Genomic DNA, 15,961 nt, shown 5'->3' with positions numbered 1-15,961 from the left:
CTACCTGTTAAGTAACGGTAAAACAACCTCAAGATACGCAGGCCGTATCTTGAGGTTTCTTAGATACCTATGTGCACTTTCCCTTCCACTACACATCACGTTCAAATTATTCTAGAGCGATACCTTGTAGCAATGCTTGGTGTTTTTCCATCCCGTTATAAAGCAGGCTTGTGCTAGCCCCAAAAGACTTTGCTGCCTCAGCAATGCTAAAGCCCTGTGCTAGCACCATTAAGACAGCTTCGTCTTTGAATGTTTGCGGATAACATTTATGTGATTTTTTAAACTCATTTCGAACTCTTAATTTATTGATCATATGGTCTCAAAATAAAATGTCCTTTGGGTGGTAAAGGCAAAGTGTGACAGCGATGAGCAAGGTACAAAACAGAAGAGCGCGTTGCCCATCTAGCCTTCACCCATCTTTAAGTAATAAATAAAGATGGGTGTTTATGCCATATTACGACTAAGCCGTTAAAGGCTAATGAGCATGTTTGTGACTCAATTGCGAATACAAACTATTGTGTACTACTTCGTTGAGTTCATTCATCTCTGCCACAGGGTTAAGTCCTGCTTTGCCTGTTACTTTGGGCTGTACTTTCGCTGCTTGATCCACAGGTTGCATGCGCCCTTCTAGCATGGTTCCCGAGACTTTGATTTCCTTAAGCTGAGTAGGCGCGACATCGAAGGGACTCTGTTCCAAAATCGTCAAATTGGCATCTTTGCCCACTTCAATTGAGCCGACTGTCTTTTCCTGTTGGATAGAATAGGCGGCATTGATAGTGATTGCTTTCAGCGCAGCTTCAACCGAGACTTTCTGTGTAGGCCCTGCCACATCGCCTTCATATGTCAGACGATTAACACCCGCCCACATCAATTGCAGCGGTTTAGCCGGTGCCATTGGCATATCAGAATGAAACGATAACGAGCCGCCATTTTTAAGCACTTCGGCGTTAGGCGTGATAAATTGCGCACGATCTGCGCCAATGCCCATTTTTGCATACGGACCTGCCAACGCGGTGACGTAATACGGGTTGGAACTCACAATGCCGCCCGAGCAAATCCAGCGCTTGATTTGCTCGGGGTGGGCAAAGCCAAAATGCACCAGCACAGCTCGATGATCTTGGCGTGGGTTACGTGCTACGGCTTTTTCTAGTGATTGAAGTAAAACATCCAATCCGGCATCGCCATTGTTATGCACATGAATTTGGTAACCGGCGTCCCAATAAGACTGGAAGGCATAGTCAAGGACTGGCGGATCCATAATCCAAGCACCGTGGTGGCCATCTGTGTATCCGTCCTTCATCATCAGTTGGCTATAAATTGCTCCATCAGAGAGCAATTTAACTTGTTTAGGCATATAAGCTGTACGACCTTTTCCCCAGTCGATAACTTGCTCTGTGTCCTTAATCAAGGCTGCAGCATCGCTTGGGTTACGTGCCGCGAAGGTTTTACCATCGGCCATAAACAGGTGATTAAACGGTGTGGCATCGTCGCCATACACCGAGTTGATGATATCTTGCAGGGGTTTAGAGAAAAATCCGCCAGGTTCGGCGGCTAAGGTAATGCCGTTGCGATGATAGTATTTCTCGGTAAATTCTAGTCCTTGCTTGAACTTTTCTGGCGTTGCCATATACGGAGTCAAGTTGCCCAATACGGCCATCGCACCTTGCTCGAAAAAATGCCCTTTGGCGTAGTCTAACTGCTTTTGGGCACTCTCAGACATCTTAGCTACTTGCGCCTCAGTGATGCCGGTGAGCTTTAGTGCTGCTGTGTTGAGGAAGAACTCATGGCACGAGCGGTGCCAAATAATGACAGGAAAATCAGGTGCCAGCTTATCTAGATAAGCCCGAGACATATTATCGCCGTGCATATAGTGATGATATCCCCAACTAATAAAGGGAGTATTCGGGTCATTTTTCTCGGCGTTAAATTCCTCTAGCACCTCTTTCAGGCGAATTTCATAACCTGCTGGATCGCGCACCGCAGGAGAAAATCCATCGATGGCATCCCAGTCTTCAATGGAGATCACCTTAGAGTTCATCGTTAATGCAGCCTACACCGGATGCACGTGCTGCTCAACAAAGCCAGCAACGACGACTTTATTGGCTAATGTGCTATCAATTTTAGCATTGCTACCGGCGATTTTTCTTACTTCGGCTTCGCTACCCACGGCAATAAATTTACCATTTTTGACAGCAACCGCTTGAGCTGTGCTTTGCTGCGGATTCATGGTGATAAATTCACGGGACAAATAAATCGTTGTGCCATCAGCGGCATCGGCAATTTGCCCACCTAAATTCTGCAAAGAAGTGGTTTGTGCCCAACTAGTACCGAGCACACTGGAACATAAAGCAACTAATAAAGTTTTTTAAACATACAGACAACTTCCTTATTGAGGCAATAACAATCAATACAAGCCATGTTACACCACACCCAGCATTACTTAACATTATGTTTATCAACAAAAAGTATGATTTCCATGTAAGTGTTAACTAGGTGGCAGAAAATGGGGAAAATAACCTAATTCACAGCCGAACCGCATTTAATCGCCCATAGCCTATTTGAGCATACCTAGATCGTTCAGAATCGCAGCGTTGCAGCAAGTTGGTAAAATAATACTAATTGACTTAAAACTGATGTCGGTAATCCGTGCCACCCCTGCCATATGGTCAGGTGAAAGTGACAGTAAAAATGTTCGACGCAAGCAATGAAAAGACCACAACGCCTTCTCGCCATACCTCTCTATCTAAACTCGCCCATGCAATGTCATCGGAAACGTTGATTATGGATGTCATACTCATTTTGATGACATTCTTCTGAATCACTACCAATTAATCGCTCAAATACTGCGCCATCTTGCCCTAGTAAAATCGGAACATAACGAGAGTAAACCCGAAACAATATACTGGTATTTGCATGCCCTAACTGTCCAGCGGCAAGCCACAAGGAAGCTGCGGTATGCCGAGTCTGATATTGATTACGTTTTTTAAGAGCTAACATGCTAAGTAAAGGATATCTGACACGTCTGGTAACACTACGATGATTTAATGCCTGCTCATGCCGATTACAAAAAACAAAAGAACTGGTAAGGCCTAGGATAACTAAACACTGAGTTGAGAAAACTTTCTAGCGCTCGCAAGGGGAGATTAAACAAACCTTTGAGCATCAAGGCGGTTTCTATCGCCGTGTCACTGTACTGAAATCCCCGACCTCGACTACCATGATGTTCAGTGCTGCACCAGAGGTTGATTGTCTGATCGTCTATCCCAAAAGTCAGTGAGACCCGGTTAGTCAACGCCTTGTTATATCCCGAGCAATTGGTGATGCGATGCTTGGATTTGCCCATCTAATAGCGGTTTCTGTGTAGTATTCACAGGATCTAATCGTATCTGAGACGGAAGGTTCATTTATTTAGGCAACAACGCCAATTCACCTTACACTCTTGGCTGTTTGTTCCTGTATCAGGAAACAGCAAACTTAACATTATTGATGGCTAACAACGGGTTACAACTCTGGTGCTGATTGCCATCCTGCTACAACAAGACCAGAATTTACCATTGTTCAACTCGCTGAAATATGAACACCCCATAAGTCTGCAGTAGATTAAGTACAACCTAAAATGGTTACAAAGCTTTTTTAGTCACCAAAACAGGTTATTGGCAATTGAGATAACGTAGGCCCCAATTTTGGATTACATGGTCCATTTTTCGAGGCGAAAAATATGCGCGCACAATAACTTCAGCATGCTATTTTCATTCATGAAATCGCCTTTAGTTTTGGTGAGTGTCCTAAATTGCCGGTGTACAGCCTCAATAGCATTCGTGGTGCAAATGGCCTTGCGGATATAGTATGGATATTTAAAGTAAGCTGAGAGGATCACCCATTTGTTACTCCAGGACTTGATGGCTATCGGGTACTGTCCACCCAATTTTTTCTTCACATCATCCTGAGATGCTGCGGCTTCCAGTGTCTTGGCGCGATAGACAAGTTTAAGATCTGCCATAAAGGTTTTTTGATACTTTGACGCAACATATTTAAGTGAGCAACAGATCTGATGGATGATACATGGCAGTACCACACTTTTACTGCAGCTTCATCCACCCAGAACGTGAGCCAGAAATCCGAACACGGCAATGCAAATTAGTTCACTGATTATTTTAATAACGCCACTTTGATCGACTAAATTTTGTGGTTTGCCACAGCAACGTGCGATATCTGACGCTATAGCCAGTGGATTTGGCGCTGGCATACAGCATCGATTAAATAATCATCATGGCTGATGACCAATAATCCCAGTTGGCGGCGCTGAGCCAAACTCATCAAGCTTTGCCAGATTTTCTGCTGAGTGAGCATATCAAGCTGAGCTGTAATTTCATCACACAAGAGATACTCAGTGCTTGGCAGCAAAGCGCGCACTAAATTGAGCCGCTGTAACTGCCCGCCAGATAATTGCTGTGGCCGCCGAGTAAGCCAGTTGGCCTCTATCTCAAAGTCAGCTAGCAGCGCCATATAATCTTGACCGCGCCACGCCTCATCTAAGCTCGCCCCTAGAGTCAATCTGGGATTAAAAGCTAACTCAGACTGCTGAATGAGCCATTGCACAGGGTTGGCTTGACCTTTGCCCACCACAGGGCACACAAGCTCACCGCTAAAGCGGGTTTCTATGCCAGCCAGCACCCGAGCTAAGCTTGATTTACCAACGCCGCTATTACCGCGCAGGCCAACCACCTCACCCCGAGTCAAGCTCACGCTTGGGCATGCCACACTCTGGTTGCGATACAAAATCGTCCCATTGTACAAACCTAGCCTTGAGGCATTAAGCGACTTTGGCATTCAACCTCCGCCAGTTTTCAGGCAAGGCATGCCACAGCGCCATGGTATAAGCGCTCGCCTGCCCCATAAAAATGGCTTGCGGGCGGATAATTTCAACCAATTGGCCGGATTTAAGCACCACTAACCTATCGGCCACATTCACTAATTGACGCAAATTATGGCTAATGGCTAACACGCCGCGGCCATCATCGGCTAAAGCGCGCAGTTGCTGATAAAGTTTATCGGCGGCCTTAACATCTAAGCCAGTACAAGGCTCATCAGCGATAAGCCATTGCCGCTGCTGCAACTGAGCTTGAGCAAACAGCACTCGTTTTGCCATGCCTCCTGATAATTGATGGGGGAAATACTGACATAATTTAGCATCAAGGCCAGCGCCCGCTATGTGACTGTCATTGTGCCCTGCAGGTAAACGCCGCCTTAATTGCTGCAGTACGCGGCGCAGCGGATCTAGCACTCGGCTATCTTGCGCGGCTAAGGCCAGTTGCTGCTGGTCACAACTCACCTGTCCTTCTAAGCGATAACCTGGCGGCGCCTCGCCCATTAATGCCTTAGCTAATAAGCTTTTTCCACTGCCACTTTCGCCAATAATGCCGACTAATTCACCGCGCGTTAAGGTCAAACTCACTGGCGCTAATAAGCGTTTCCCCCCTTGCTGGCCAAGAGTTGATACCGCGCTCACAGTTAAGTTATCAACAATGAGCGGCGCCATCTGAGCCCATGGCTGAAGCTGAGTAGTTATCATAACACGCCCCCAATTCTTACCCTGTGATGCAAACAATCTGCAATGTAGGCCAAGATTAATAACACCAACAGCAAAACTAAGCCCGGAAACAGCCCAAGCCACCATTGGCCACTCTGTAAATAGTTACTGGCTTGAGATAACAAGCCGCCTAAGGTGGGATATAAAGGATCTAAACCAAACCCCAAAAAGGTAAGTGCTGCCATATGCACTAAGGCATGAGGAAAGAGTAATAAGCTACCTATTAACACTTGCGGTAAAATATGCGACAGCATATGGCGCCAAATAACCTGCCACTGACCGCAGCCAAATTGCTGAGCTAACTGATAATAAGGGGTGGCCGCTATGGCTTTCATTTCAAATATCAATAATCGGGTAAGCTTAGGCCAATGACTCAAAGCCACAGCGACAATTAACCCTTGTTCACTGCCACCTATGGCCAAAGACAATAATACCATGAGCAATAAGTGCGGCAGCGACATCATCACGTCCACCAGCAAGTCCACTAAATAACGGCCTGAGGCATGGACTAAGGTCAGCATAGCAAGCACTAAGGCTAAGCTAGTGCTTAACACCACAGCAAGGCCACCAACCCAAAGACTAGTTTTTAAGGCATTTAGAGTGCGACTAAAGACATCGCGTCCAAGCCAGTCGGTTCCAAACCAATACTGCCAACTTGGGGCTTGATTCTTAACGAGTAAATTAAGATCGCTGCCAGATAATGGCCACCACCAAGCCAACAAGCACACTAAGGTAAACCCCAGTAATGCCGCTACTAACCTTGGCGTGAACAAGCGAGACGGTTGACTCCTAAGCATCACAGTGACTCATCCCCTGCGGTTAAGCCAATGGCTAAAAGATTAGCAAGGGCGTTACCGCCAAACACTAACAAAGCAGAAATAACCGTCGCCGCCATAAACAAGGCGGTATCTTGCGCCAAGGCAGCTTTCACTAAGGCTTGTCCAAGTCCAGGGTAAGAAAATAAGGTTTCAGCCAACATAGAGCCGCCAAAAAGTTCAGCAATACTGGCGCATTGCAAAATCAAGGCAGGAACCAGTGAGTTTTTAATCACATGAAAGCTCACTATCGATGAGCGCGAGTCTTGATGCAGCGCAGAATAGCCTACATATTCACTAGCCATCACATCGATCACTTTGGCGCGGGTGTGCAAAATAATCGGCGCCATATGCACTAACGAAATAGTTAATATGGGCAACAATAAATGCTGCAGCATTTGCCCAGCGCTTTGCTCTGAAAAACTTAATCCTATGGGCGCGGCGCAGCACACTGGCAGCCATTGCAGACTCACGGCCAGTAGGCTAATCATTAGCATTCCAAGCCAAAAAGATGGAATGGCCGACATCACCCAAGCAATTCTGACAAGCCAAGTATCTAAGCGCGAACCTTCATACAGGCCACACACTAGGCCTAAACCATAACCTAAAACTAAACTCACTAACCAGCTAACACCAAGCAACAACAAGGACAAAGGCAAGCGTTCGCTAATCACCTCAGTCACAGCTTGATGATAAAGATTCGAAAATCCTAAGTCGCCAGCTAATAATTGCGCCCCCCATGCCTGCAAGCGCGCAGCGACCGATTGATCTAAGCCAAGCTGCTGCAATAAATGCAATTTTTGCGGCGCCGACACTCCAAAGAGATTGCCTCCTAAATGAGCCTGCAGTGGATCCATAGGTGACAAACTTAACAACAGCCACACCAGCAACAACACTAGTACCATGACTAACATTAAGCGCGCCGCTGCCAATAGCGCCATACGCGCCCTTGGCAAACTCATGGCTGACACGTCCAGTGCCATTGGCTAATGGTATTAATTAATGGCCAACCGTGACCATGGGGCTCAATCGCCTTCTCCCCTAAATCTATGCATTCTTTGGTCACATATAAGTGATCTAAATTGACTAACCAGGTCCAAGGTTGATCATCTTTAATTAATCCTTGCGCCAATTGCCAGTCTTGCAATGAGGCTGTCCAAGATGAGGCTGAGCGCGCCGCGTCTAACGCCGCATCAACCTTAGGGTTGGCGTAAAAACCTGAGTTATAAAAATCTTGGCCACCATAGCGACTGTGATGAGTAAAATACACTTCGCTCGCACTTAAACTGCCAAAGCCCATCAATACCGGATCTTGATGCATCTTAGTCGCTATGCTGTCCCAGCTGCCGCCTTTGGGCTCTATGATGATCCCAAGGGGCGCCACCATTTGCGCCACCGTTAGAGCCAATTGCTCGCGCACACTGTCTTGCGCTAAATAATGCAAAGTCAGCTTGGCGTTTACGGCTTTGCCTTGAATATCTTTGACTAGTACGCCCTGACGCAGCTGCCAGCCGGCATCACTCAGGATGGATTGCGCTTGCTGTAAACGATCTTGAGTGGCTGTGGCGTCATCATTAGCTGAGCTCACAGGTAAGCTCCAAGGCAAGCTATCGGCAATCGAATAAGCGGGGCGCGCATAGCCATCGAGCAACTGATCCACTAGCACTTGTCTATCAACCACAAGATTAATGGCCTGCCTAATCGCCGCATCGGCACTGACATCATTGCCTTGCACTTCGCCGGTATGAGCAAGCTCATGCCTTGGCTGCATAGGCCAGACAATACCGCGATTATCAACGCTTGGCATGCGCCATAACTTATAGCCTTTAGGCAAATGGGCGGCGTATCTTGGCGCGATAGCAGCCACATCAAGCTGCCCGACTTGTACTTGGGTAAAGCGGTTATCTTCATTGGCAAACACTATGACAAGCTGCGCAAAGGTCGGCGCAGGCCTCGCGTAATAGGGATTAGCCTTAGCTAATAATTGCCGCCCTTTATCCCAGCGCACTAGCATATACGGGCCTGAGCCTATGGGATGGCTGCCATAATCGGCGCGATAACTATCACTTGGCACTATAGCCAAATGAGTCAAAGGTTCAATAAAATTAATGTCGGCGCTCGCCAAATGAAACTTAAGCTCAGTGGGGCTTACCACTTCAACCTCAAGCAACTGGGTAAGGTCGTGGGCTGAAGCGCTATTTTTGGCGGTATCGAAGGTGAACTTTACATCGTCAGCATCCAATCGGGAGCCGTCCGAAAATTGCAATTGCTCATGCAAATTAATGGTCCACGTCAGCTTATCTGCGCTTAACTGCCACAGATTGGCTAAGTCAGGCTGCAAATTAAGCCCTGCATCGCGCTTAAAAAGGCTTGATTGAAATAATGGATGATTGTATTTTCCCCAACCTAAAATTGGGTCAAAACCACTATCAGGCTCAGCTCCTAATGACAGCACTAACCGCTCTGGAATGCTAGTGGTAGCGCCAATATCTGTGGCATTGATACTGCTGCTGGCCACTAATGTGCCCATGGCCATGAGCCCTGTCATTAGCCCTTGCGCCAGCCTAGATGTCATTCCCTTGCATGTCATATCAAGCTCAGTATTACTTAAATAATTTGAGTAATACTGCCGTATATTTTGCTTTGGCTCACGGGAATTAAACTGAACATTGCTTAATCTATGACGGAGATCGCATATTTCGCCCTGCCTAAACAGTCACCATTTACGTTAGTATCAATAGCTAAATTGTCAGCCATGGACATACTAATGTCAGATGAAACCATCCGCTTTTCAGTCTCTTTGCCGCAATCTCTCCTAACGGAAATGGATCAAGATCAGCAGCAAAAAGGCTATCAAACTCGCTCGGAATATATACGGGATTTATTTAGAGACAGGTTAATCGATAAACAATGGAATAATAGCCAACAAGATGTGGTCGGAGTCTTGACCTTAGTATTTGATCATCATCAGCGCGGTTTAGCCGATAAACTGATCTCCATTCAGCATGATGCTTTAGTCAATATTTTATGCTCTACCCATGTGCATATCGACCATCACCACTGCTTAGAAACCATCATAATCAAAGGCCAAGCCCAGCGCCTTAATCAACTCGTCAGCCAACTTATGGCACTAAAAGGCGTAAAAACCGCGCGCCTTAGCCAAGCGGGAGCATTGGCAAGCGACTGACATTAACTGCCATCACTCTTAAGTTTCACCTGTTAGTTGCACAGATTAACTACTTCATTAACCAATAAAGTAAATTCAAACGCCAGCCAAATCATTGGGGAACCGCAGCTAAAAAATATTTACAAATCAATATAGGTCACCAGTTGTTGCGTAATTGCGACGATGATCACCATTATTTACCCTTACTTTATGTAAGCTTATTTTAAGAGAATTAAATTTCGCTCATTAACCGAACAAAAAGCATAAGGTTACCCCATGGATACACATGCTGCCCTGTATGAGTTAGGTAAAGCTCGCATCGAAGCACTCAAGCAGTTGCCCGCCCGCCAAACAGTAAGTCTGCAAGACACATTGGCCGAAAATGGCATTACCCGTCGTGACTTTATGAAATGGAGCGCAACTGTTGCGACTATGCTCGCACTGCCGCTGCCATTTAGCACCTTAGTGGCAGAAGCCGCTGAAGTGGCTGATAGAGTACCGCTCATCTGGTTGAATCTGGCGGAATGCACAGGTTGCAGTGAATCCCTGCTACGTGCCACTACCCCAGATGTATCGACCCTCATTTTTAATTACATTTCGCTTGAATACCAAGAAGTGCTGATGGCGGCGGCAGGTATGCAAGCCGAAGAAAACCTTGAGCACGCCATGAAGCAATATCATGGCCAGTATTTATTAGCGGTTGAAGGCGCCGTACCTACCGCTAACAATGGCGCGTTTTTAACCATTGGCCCCCACGCTAAGACTGGGCTCGCCTTGATTAAAGAAGCGGCCGCAGGTGCTGCAGCAATTATCTCTGTCGGTACTTGCTCATCCTTTGGCGGCGTGCAAGCTGCAGCCCCCAATCCAACGGGTGCTAAAGGTGTGCAAGCTGTCATTGATAAACCTGTGATCAACCTTGGCGGTTGTCCGCCAAGTGAAGTCAACATCACAGGCACACTCATGTATTACATAATGTTTGGTAAATTGCCGGCATTAGATATGTTCAATCGTCCTAAGTGGGCCTATGGCGCACGCGTTCATGATAACTGTGAACGTCGTGGTCACTTTGATGCCGGTGAATTTGTGGAAGAGTTTGGCGATCAAGCCGCCAAAGATGGTTACTGCCTCTACAAGGTTGGCTGCAAAGGTCCATACACCTATAACAACTGCCCAACCGAGCGCTTTAATGCCCACACAAGCTGGCCAGTGCTCGCCGGTCACGGCTGTATTGGTTGCTCTGAACCGAATTTTTGGGACGACATGGCCGATTTTGAAAAACCTCTGGGTCGGCAACTCTTGCACGGCTTAGATGCTACCGCAGATACAGTCGGCGCTGTGATCTTAGGTGTTACAGCAGTGGGAATTGGCGCTCACGCCATTGGTAGTTTATTTGCAGGCACCTACGAGGATAAATAAAGATTATGAGCAAACGTGTTGTTATCGATCCTATCACTCGCATCGAAGGTCACCTGCGGATAGAAGTCGAACTCGATGAAAATAATGTAGTGCAAAAGGCTTGGGCCTCTTCGACCTTGTTTCGCGGTTTAGAAATCATTCTTAAAGGCCGCACGCCTTATGACGTTGGCTTATTAGTGCAACGTATTTGCGGTGTGTGTACCTTTTCGCATTATTTATGCGGCACCATGGCAGTTGAAAACGCTATTGGCGCGCAAGTGCCATTAAACGCGAAATACTTGCGATCTATGATGCTAGACGCCCTGCACATTCACGATCACATAGTGCACTTTTACCTGCTAGCAGGCATGGACTGGATTGACGTAGTTTCAGCCTTAAGCGCTGATCCGGCTAAAGCGGCGCAAGTGGCGATGCAATATTCAGATGTCCCTATGGCTGCTGGCGAAGGCGAACTGCGCGCTGTTCAAGAAAAAGTCAAAGGCTTTGTGGCGTCAGGTAAGCTTGGCCCCTTTGCTAATGCCTATTGGGGTAACAAGACCTATAAGTTTACGCCTGAGCAAAACTTAATTGGTTTAAGCCACTACTTAAAAGCCTTAGAAGTACAACGTATTGCCGCTGAAATGATGGCTATTTTCGGTGGTAAAAACCCGCATCCACAATCCATAGTCGTGGGCGGTATTACTTCAGTGCGTGACATGTTAAGCCCTGCGCGCTTACAAGAATGGGCGCAAAAACATGCCCATCTGCAAGCCTTTGTTGAGCGCTGTTATTACCCTGATTTAATTATGGCGGCAGAGGCCTACCAAGGTGAAGACAGCGTCCTTGGCGGCGTTAATGTGCGTAACTTTATGGCCACCGAAAGCATGCAGGTTGGCAATGGCGAGTTCTTATTCAAGCAAGGCTTAATCCGTAACGGCGATCTGACTCAAGTCGAGAATGTCGACCCGATGAAGATTGAAGAAGACGTGACTCACTCTTGGTATAGCGCCAGTGGTCCGCAGCATCCTTGGCAAGGCACCACCATTCCTGAGCACACGCCGTTTATTGAGCGCGATACCATTTATGGCAAGCTGCCAACTGTGGATGACGCTGGTAAATATTCTTGGGTGAAATCACCGCGCTATCATGGTGAGCCTGTGGAAGTTGGGCCTTTGTCGCTGATCTTAGTTAACTATGCCAAAGGCACGCCGGAAGTCGTTGCTGTAGTCGATGAGTTCTTAGCGCGCACAGGTTTACCTAAAGAAGCCTTATTTACTACGTTAGGCCGCACCGCCGCTCGTATGCTGCATTGCTTAATCGCCACTCGTTATGGCCAGCGTACTTTCGATGCCTTAGTGACTAATATCAATTCCGACGAAAGCACTTATATCCAGCCAACCATGGACTCAAACCAAGAGTACCAAGGCTTTGGCATGATAGAAGCGCCGCGCGGTTTATTAAGCCACTGGATCCGCATTAAAGACGGTTTAGTCGAAAACTATCAAGCTGTGGTACCTACGACTTGGAATGCTGGCCCCATTGATGGCAATGGTAAAGTCGGTCCTTATGAGGCATCGCTCGTTGGCCTTAAGATTTCCGAACCAGAAAAACCTTTGGAAGTTATCCGCGTGATCCACTCGTTTGATCCTTGCATGGCCTGCTCAGTGCATGTCATGGATTATAAAGGGCAATCGCTCAGTGAGTTTCGCCTCGACCCGAGCGCACTGTAACTAGGGGAAAGCTATGACCACTCAAACAGTGTTATATGTCAGGCAGCATATTTTTTCTGGCGCTATCAGGGCATTTCATTGGCTCAGAGCGCTGGCAATTGTCGCCTTAGTGATCACAGGTTTCTATATCGCTTGGCCATTTTTGGCCATGCCAAGTAGTAGCGATGTTTTAGTGCAAGGTTGGATCCGTGTCGTCCACCTTATCTGCGGTTTTGTACTGGTTGCCATAACTGTGGCCCGCGCCTATCTATTCTTCTTTAGTAAGAGCGATATCGAGCGGCGTTCTTTTAAAGATGTGATCAGTGCTAAGCGCTGGATAGGTCAGCTTAAATCCTATTTATGGATGGGGCATGAGCCGCACACAGGTGTCTATGGCCCGCTGCAATTTGTCGTCTACTTAGGAATTACTTTAGCAGCTGTCTTTATGTGTGTTACAGGCTTAGTGTTATACGCTAACGTGTACCACGAAGGCTTAGGCGGCGCACTCTGGACGCCAGCCATGTGGGTAACCCAACTGATGGGCGGCTTAGCGGAAGTGCGTGTATGGCATCACTATATCACTTGGGCTTTCATCATTTTTGTGGTGATCCATGTGTATATGGCAGTGTGGATGGGCATTCGCTTTAAACATAACTCGGTTGACTCCATAGTCTCAGGTTATGACTACCACCCGACGAGCGATAACAAGCATTAACACTGACTAATCCTAATTAAGTCGTAAACCTACAAGCTCAATCCTGTTCTCAGGCTTGAGCTTGTTAATTGTTGACGACCTAAGGATTGGTATGAGGAAACTTACATGAAAATATTAGTCCTAGGCATAGGTAATGTTTTGTACGCCGATGAAGGCGTGGGTGTGCACTTTGTCAATTACATCAGTGAAAACTACCACTTAAGCAGTGACGAACATCAGATTGATTGTATGGATGGCGGCACGTTAGCCCAAGGTTTAACACCACTCTTAGCTAAGTATGATCACTTGGTGGTAGTTGATACTGTCAATGCCGCAGGTGTGGCACCAGGACAAGTGTATTTCTTTGATTTTGACCAAGCGCCGCCAGAAATCGATTGGCAAGGCAGCGCCCATGAAGTAGAAATGCTGCAAACCTTGATCATGATGGAAATGATGGGCGATCGCCCTAAAACTATGGTGCTTGGCATTACCCCTACAGTGATTGAACCTATGCACTTAGGGTTAACCCCAAAAATTTATGCCGCGATTCCTTTGATGGAAAATTGCTTAATCAAGCATTTACAATCCATAGGCGTGCGATGTGATCGCCGCGCCAACATAGATATCAATCAGCTGATCCCAGATGCTTATAAGCGCCATGTGATTAGCCATTGATGTAAACCTAAAGAATGTAAGCTCGTAGAATTTAAGCCTTTAGTATTTAAGCCCTTAGAATTTAAGCCCGTAAATAGTGAATAGTCGCTAAATACAAGCCAGGTTAAATACCTGCCGCAAGGCATTAGCCGTCAGCATTTTTAAGCATTATGAGTAACATAGGCCAGATGAAAACAGTCAGATTTGAGTTAACCTGCAGCCGCCCAGTGCCCTTTTATGCCCTGATGGCCAATCACTATTTAGCCAAAGGCCAGCTTGATATCAGCATTGCGGCTACAGGTAATGTTTACCAGTTAGAGGCCTGCGGGCATCAAGCCGACATCGAACAACTAGCCGATGATATAGCTGGTGATTTTTTAATGTCAGCTTGGCTTACCGCCACAAAAATCACTGTGATTGATAAAGGCTGTGGCCAAAAGCAAGCTTTAGCAATATCGGGCTATACCCCTGATTATTGCCGGCACTGCCATAGCGCCTTTGGTGATAATCAAGCCGCCGAATTTGGCAATATTCATTTAGCTTGCCCTGTATGTCGTGGCGAGCAAGCGTGGCAGCAAAGTCAGCTTAATAGCTCAGTGGTCAAAGACTTATGCCGCACCTTATTAAGTGGCGATAGCATTCGCTTAAGTGATGGCAGTCAGTTATCCCTAAATGCCATGGCCAAAGATACAGATGCACCCAGCATATTAGTGTGTAACCCTAATACCACACATCAATTTTTTAGCTTGACGGCCCATCAAGTATTAGCCTTATCCGCCCTTGAAAAACCTTTGATACAGGCGCGTGCTATAGATAATTCGCGCTTGCCGCTGCCTGCTTACGCCTTAGGTTTCGGTTATGATCGCGAGACCATCATTATTAGCGAAGCCTTGCGTCAACTTGGGGTAGATTTTGTCTATCTTTACGCCGCCGCGCCGCGCTTAGCCTTAACTTGGATTGATGGCGCTTGGTGTGAAATTAGCGCTAATTCCCCTTGCCAGTTTGAATCAGCTCCCATGCCACGCCATGATGCTACCTGGGCACAAGGAATAGGCAGCCATTGGCATAAACAAGTCATTAGCTGCAAGCCTTGCGCTAGCAATAGCGTTAAGGATGCCTTACAAGTCACCAGCCCACAGTCCTTAGCACAAGCGGCGCTGCTGGGGGTTAAGTTAGAGCATGGCCTGCGGCCAAATCATCACACCTTAGGCTTGTATTTTTCATCCCGCAGCAATGGCCAAATGGTATACACAGATAAAGATGCCAATATTCAGCCATTTTTAGCGCTGCCAAGCCTGCCAAGTCGTGGGGATGAACTGTTAGCTGAACTCAAGCAAGGGCAGCACGCAAGCTTATTAGCTAAATTTGAGCAACATTTCCCGCAGACCTTAATCAGGCTTGCTCGCTATCAATTAGCGCAAGCCGATAGCTTAAGCGCACTGATGGCCATGAGTGCTATTTTGCTGGATTTAGATGACAAACTTAGCCCATATATCACAGCTAATTTAAGCCATGGCGACATAGCCACCTTAAGTGCGGCCTTGCAAGCGTGCGCCGAATCGCACCCAAGCAATAACTCGCCGCGCATTGATTTTCCGCTAGTCACGACTGAGCAAGGGTTAAGTATTAACTGGGGTAAAACCTTAGCCTCTGTGATGGCGTTTAGATTGGCAGATCCTGACTCTATCGCCCAAATTGCCTATGGTTTTCATGACTCGCTGGCCGACTATTTAGCTAATTGGGTTGAGCATTTAGATCAAAAATGGGGCGTAGATGCCGTGGCGCTTAGTGGCGATGAAATGGCCAATAACCTGTTATGCCAACGACTTGCCCTGCGCATTGGTAAAAATTATCCGCTGCTAGTGAATCGCCGTTTAGCTATTAGTGGCGCCAATGTCGCCGCCGGTGCCTTGTACTTAAAACAGCGTCGCCGCTAAG

At 46.9% G+C, this 15,961-nt stretch carries 14 protein-coding genes and 3 pseudogenes; 6 read left to right on the top strand and 11 right to left on the bottom strand.

Going from position 1 to position 15,961, the window contains the following annotated elements:
* Positions 1-109: 109 nt before the first annotated feature.
* The 11 genes and pseudogenes from FJQ87_RS09965 to FJQ87_RS09920 form a co-directional block, all read right to left on the bottom strand.
* Positions 110-313 (bottom strand): annotated as a pseudogene (locus tag FJQ87_RS09965) (transposase); the annotation flags it as partial.
* A 162-nt stretch (positions 314-475) separates the two neighbouring features.
* On the bottom strand, positions 476-2,038 hold the full coding sequence (locus FJQ87_RS09960) for an amidohydrolase family protein (protein WP_140932500.1): 1,563 nt from the start codon (positions 2,036-2,038) through the stop codon (positions 476-478).
* A gap of 12 nt (positions 2,039-2,050) precedes the next feature.
* Positions 2,051-2,335 carry a hypothetical protein gene (locus FJQ87_RS09955; protein ID WP_140932499.1) on the bottom strand — a complete coding sequence of 95 codons (285 nt, stop codon included), beginning with the start codon at positions 2,333-2,335 and terminating at the stop codon, positions 2,051-2,053.
* A gap of 428 nt (positions 2,336-2,763) precedes the next feature.
* On the bottom strand, positions 2,764-2,997 hold the full coding sequence (locus FJQ87_RS18765; RefSeq protein ID WP_240778687.1) for a hypothetical protein: 234 nt from the start codon (positions 2,995-2,997) through the stop codon (positions 2,764-2,766).
* Positions 2,998-3,097: 100 nt separating this feature from the next.
* Positions 3,098-3,343, bottom strand: a pseudogene (locus tag FJQ87_RS18760) (transposase); the annotation flags it as partial.
* Between the two features lie 290 nt (positions 3,344-3,633).
* Positions 3,634-4,063, bottom strand: a pseudogene (locus FJQ87_RS09945) (transposase); the annotation flags it as partial.
* A gap of 155 nt (positions 4,064-4,218) precedes the next feature.
* The gene (locus FJQ87_RS09940; protein WP_140932497.1) at positions 4,219-4,830 is read right to left on the bottom strand and encodes an ATP-binding cassette domain-containing protein; all 612 of its coding nucleotides are present in this window, start codon (positions 4,828-4,830) and stop codon (positions 4,219-4,221) included.
* The gene (locus FJQ87_RS09935; RefSeq protein ID WP_240778686.1) at positions 4,814-5,572 is read right to left on the bottom strand and encodes an ATP-binding cassette domain-containing protein; all 759 of its coding nucleotides are present in this window, start codon (positions 5,570-5,572) and stop codon (positions 4,814-4,816) included. Before FJQ87_RS09935 ends, FJQ87_RS09940 begins: the two co-directional genes overlap by 17 nt.
* A complete protein-coding gene (locus FJQ87_RS09930; protein ID WP_140932496.1) occupies positions 5,569-6,387 on the bottom strand; it encodes an ABC transporter permease in 819 nt (272 codons plus the stop codon). The genes FJQ87_RS09935 and FJQ87_RS09930 overlap by 4 nt, the downstream gene beginning before the upstream one ends.
* A complete protein-coding gene (locus FJQ87_RS09925) occupies positions 6,387-7,388 on the bottom strand; it encodes an ABC transporter permease (protein ID WP_240778685.1) in 1,002 nt (333 codons plus the stop codon). Before FJQ87_RS09925 ends, FJQ87_RS09930 begins: the two co-directional genes overlap by 1 nt.
* Entirely contained in the window at positions 7,364-8,980 is a 1,617-nt protein-coding gene (locus FJQ87_RS09920; protein WP_240778684.1) for an ABC transporter substrate-binding protein, read from the bottom strand. The genes FJQ87_RS09925 and FJQ87_RS09920 overlap by 25 nt, the downstream gene beginning before the upstream one ends.
* Positions 8,981-9,172: 192 nt before the next feature.
* On the opposite strand from FJQ87_RS09920, the gene nikR reads away from it, so the two are divergent.
* The 6 genes from nikR to FJQ87_RS09890 all read left to right on the top strand — a co-directional run bounded on the left by nikR (position 9,173) and on the right by FJQ87_RS09890 (position 15,960).
* Positions 9,173-9,592, top strand: coding sequence for a nickel-responsive transcriptional regulator NikR (nikR, locus tag FJQ87_RS09915; RefSeq protein ID WP_140932495.1), 420 nt, complete (start codon positions 9,173-9,175; stop codon positions 9,590-9,592).
* 255 nt (positions 9,593-9,847) lie between these two features.
* Positions 9,848-10,987, top strand: a complete 1,140-nt coding sequence (locus FJQ87_RS09910; RefSeq protein WP_140932494.1) for a hydrogenase small subunit — start codon at positions 9,848-9,850, stop codon at positions 10,985-10,987.
* Positions 10,988-10,992: 5 nt separating this feature from the next.
* On the top strand, positions 10,993-12,696 hold the full coding sequence (locus tag FJQ87_RS09905; protein WP_140932493.1) for a nickel-dependent hydrogenase large subunit: 1,704 nt from the start codon (positions 10,993-10,995) through the stop codon (positions 12,694-12,696).
* 13 nt (positions 12,697-12,709) lie between these two features.
* Positions 12,710-13,390, top strand: coding sequence for a Ni/Fe-hydrogenase, b-type cytochrome subunit (cybH, locus tag FJQ87_RS09900; RefSeq protein ID WP_140932492.1), 681 nt, complete (start codon positions 12,710-12,712; stop codon positions 13,388-13,390).
* A gap of 105 nt (positions 13,391-13,495) precedes the next feature.
* The gene (locus FJQ87_RS09895) at positions 13,496-14,044 is read left to right on the top strand and encodes a HyaD/HybD family hydrogenase maturation endopeptidase (RefSeq protein WP_140932491.1); all 549 of its coding nucleotides are present in this window, start codon (positions 13,496-13,498) and stop codon (positions 14,042-14,044) included.
* A 167-nt stretch (positions 14,045-14,211) separates the two neighbouring features.
* Positions 14,212-15,960: a NiFe hydrogenase gene (locus tag FJQ87_RS09890; protein WP_140932490.1), complete on the top strand. Its 1,749-nt coding sequence runs from the start codon at positions 14,212-14,214 to the stop codon at positions 15,958-15,960.
* Position 15,961: the final 1 nt, after the last annotated feature.

Source organism: Shewanella sp. SNU WT4 (genome assembly GCF_006494715.1).
Lineage (GTDB): Bacteria > Pseudomonadota > Gammaproteobacteria > Enterobacterales > Shewanellaceae > Shewanella.
Note: the sequence above shows the minus strand (reverse complement) of the source record. Positions and strands in the feature narration are given on the sequence as shown.

What these genes read in the sequence shown, in the direction of transcription:
- FJQ87_RS18765 (WP_240778687.1), bottom strand. Translation starts at nt 2,997, where the DNA reads ATGTTAGCTCTTAAAAAACGTAATCAATATCAGACTCGGCATACCGCA.
- FJQ87_RS09960 (WP_140932500.1), bottom strand. Translation starts at nt 2,038, where the DNA reads ATGAACTCTAAGGTGATCTCCATTGAAGACTGGGATGCCATCGATGGA.
- FJQ87_RS09920 (WP_240778684.1), bottom strand. Translation starts at nt 8,980, where the DNA reads ATGACATCTAGGCTGGCGCAAGGGCTAATGACAGGGCTCATGGCCATG.
- FJQ87_RS09940 (WP_140932497.1), bottom strand. Translation starts at nt 4,830, where the DNA reads ATGCCAAAGTCGCTTAATGCCTCAAGGCTAGGTTTGTACAATGGGACG.
- FJQ87_RS09895 (WP_140932491.1), top strand. Translation starts at nt 13,496, where the DNA reads ATGAAAATATTAGTCCTAGGCATAGGTAATGTTTTGTACGCCGATGAA.
- FJQ87_RS09935 (WP_240778686.1), bottom strand. Translation starts at nt 5,572, where the DNA reads ATGATAACTACTCAGCTTCAGCCATGGGCTCAGATGGCGCCGCTCATT.
- FJQ87_RS09910 (WP_140932494.1), top strand. Translation starts at nt 9,848, where the DNA reads ATGGATACACATGCTGCCCTGTATGAGTTAGGTAAAGCTCGCATCGAA.
- FJQ87_RS09890 (WP_140932490.1), top strand. Translation starts at nt 14,212, where the DNA reads ATGAAAACAGTCAGATTTGAGTTAACCTGCAGCCGCCCAGTGCCCTTT.
- nikR (WP_140932495.1), top strand. Translation starts at nt 9,173, where the DNA reads ATGTCAGATGAAACCATCCGCTTTTCAGTCTCTTTGCCGCAATCTCTC.
- FJQ87_RS09925 (WP_240778685.1), bottom strand. Translation starts at nt 7,388, where the DNA reads ATGGCACTGGACGTGTCAGCCATGAGTTTGCCAAGGGCGCGTATGGCG.
- FJQ87_RS09930 (WP_140932496.1), bottom strand. Translation starts at nt 6,387, where the DNA reads ATGCTTAGGAGTCAACCGTCTCGCTTGTTCACGCCAAGGTTAGTAGCG.
- FJQ87_RS09905 (WP_140932493.1), top strand. Translation starts at nt 10,993, where the DNA reads ATGAGCAAACGTGTTGTTATCGATCCTATCACTCGCATCGAAGGTCAC.
- cybH (WP_140932492.1), top strand. Translation starts at nt 12,710, where the DNA reads ATGACCACTCAAACAGTGTTATATGTCAGGCAGCATATTTTTTCTGGC.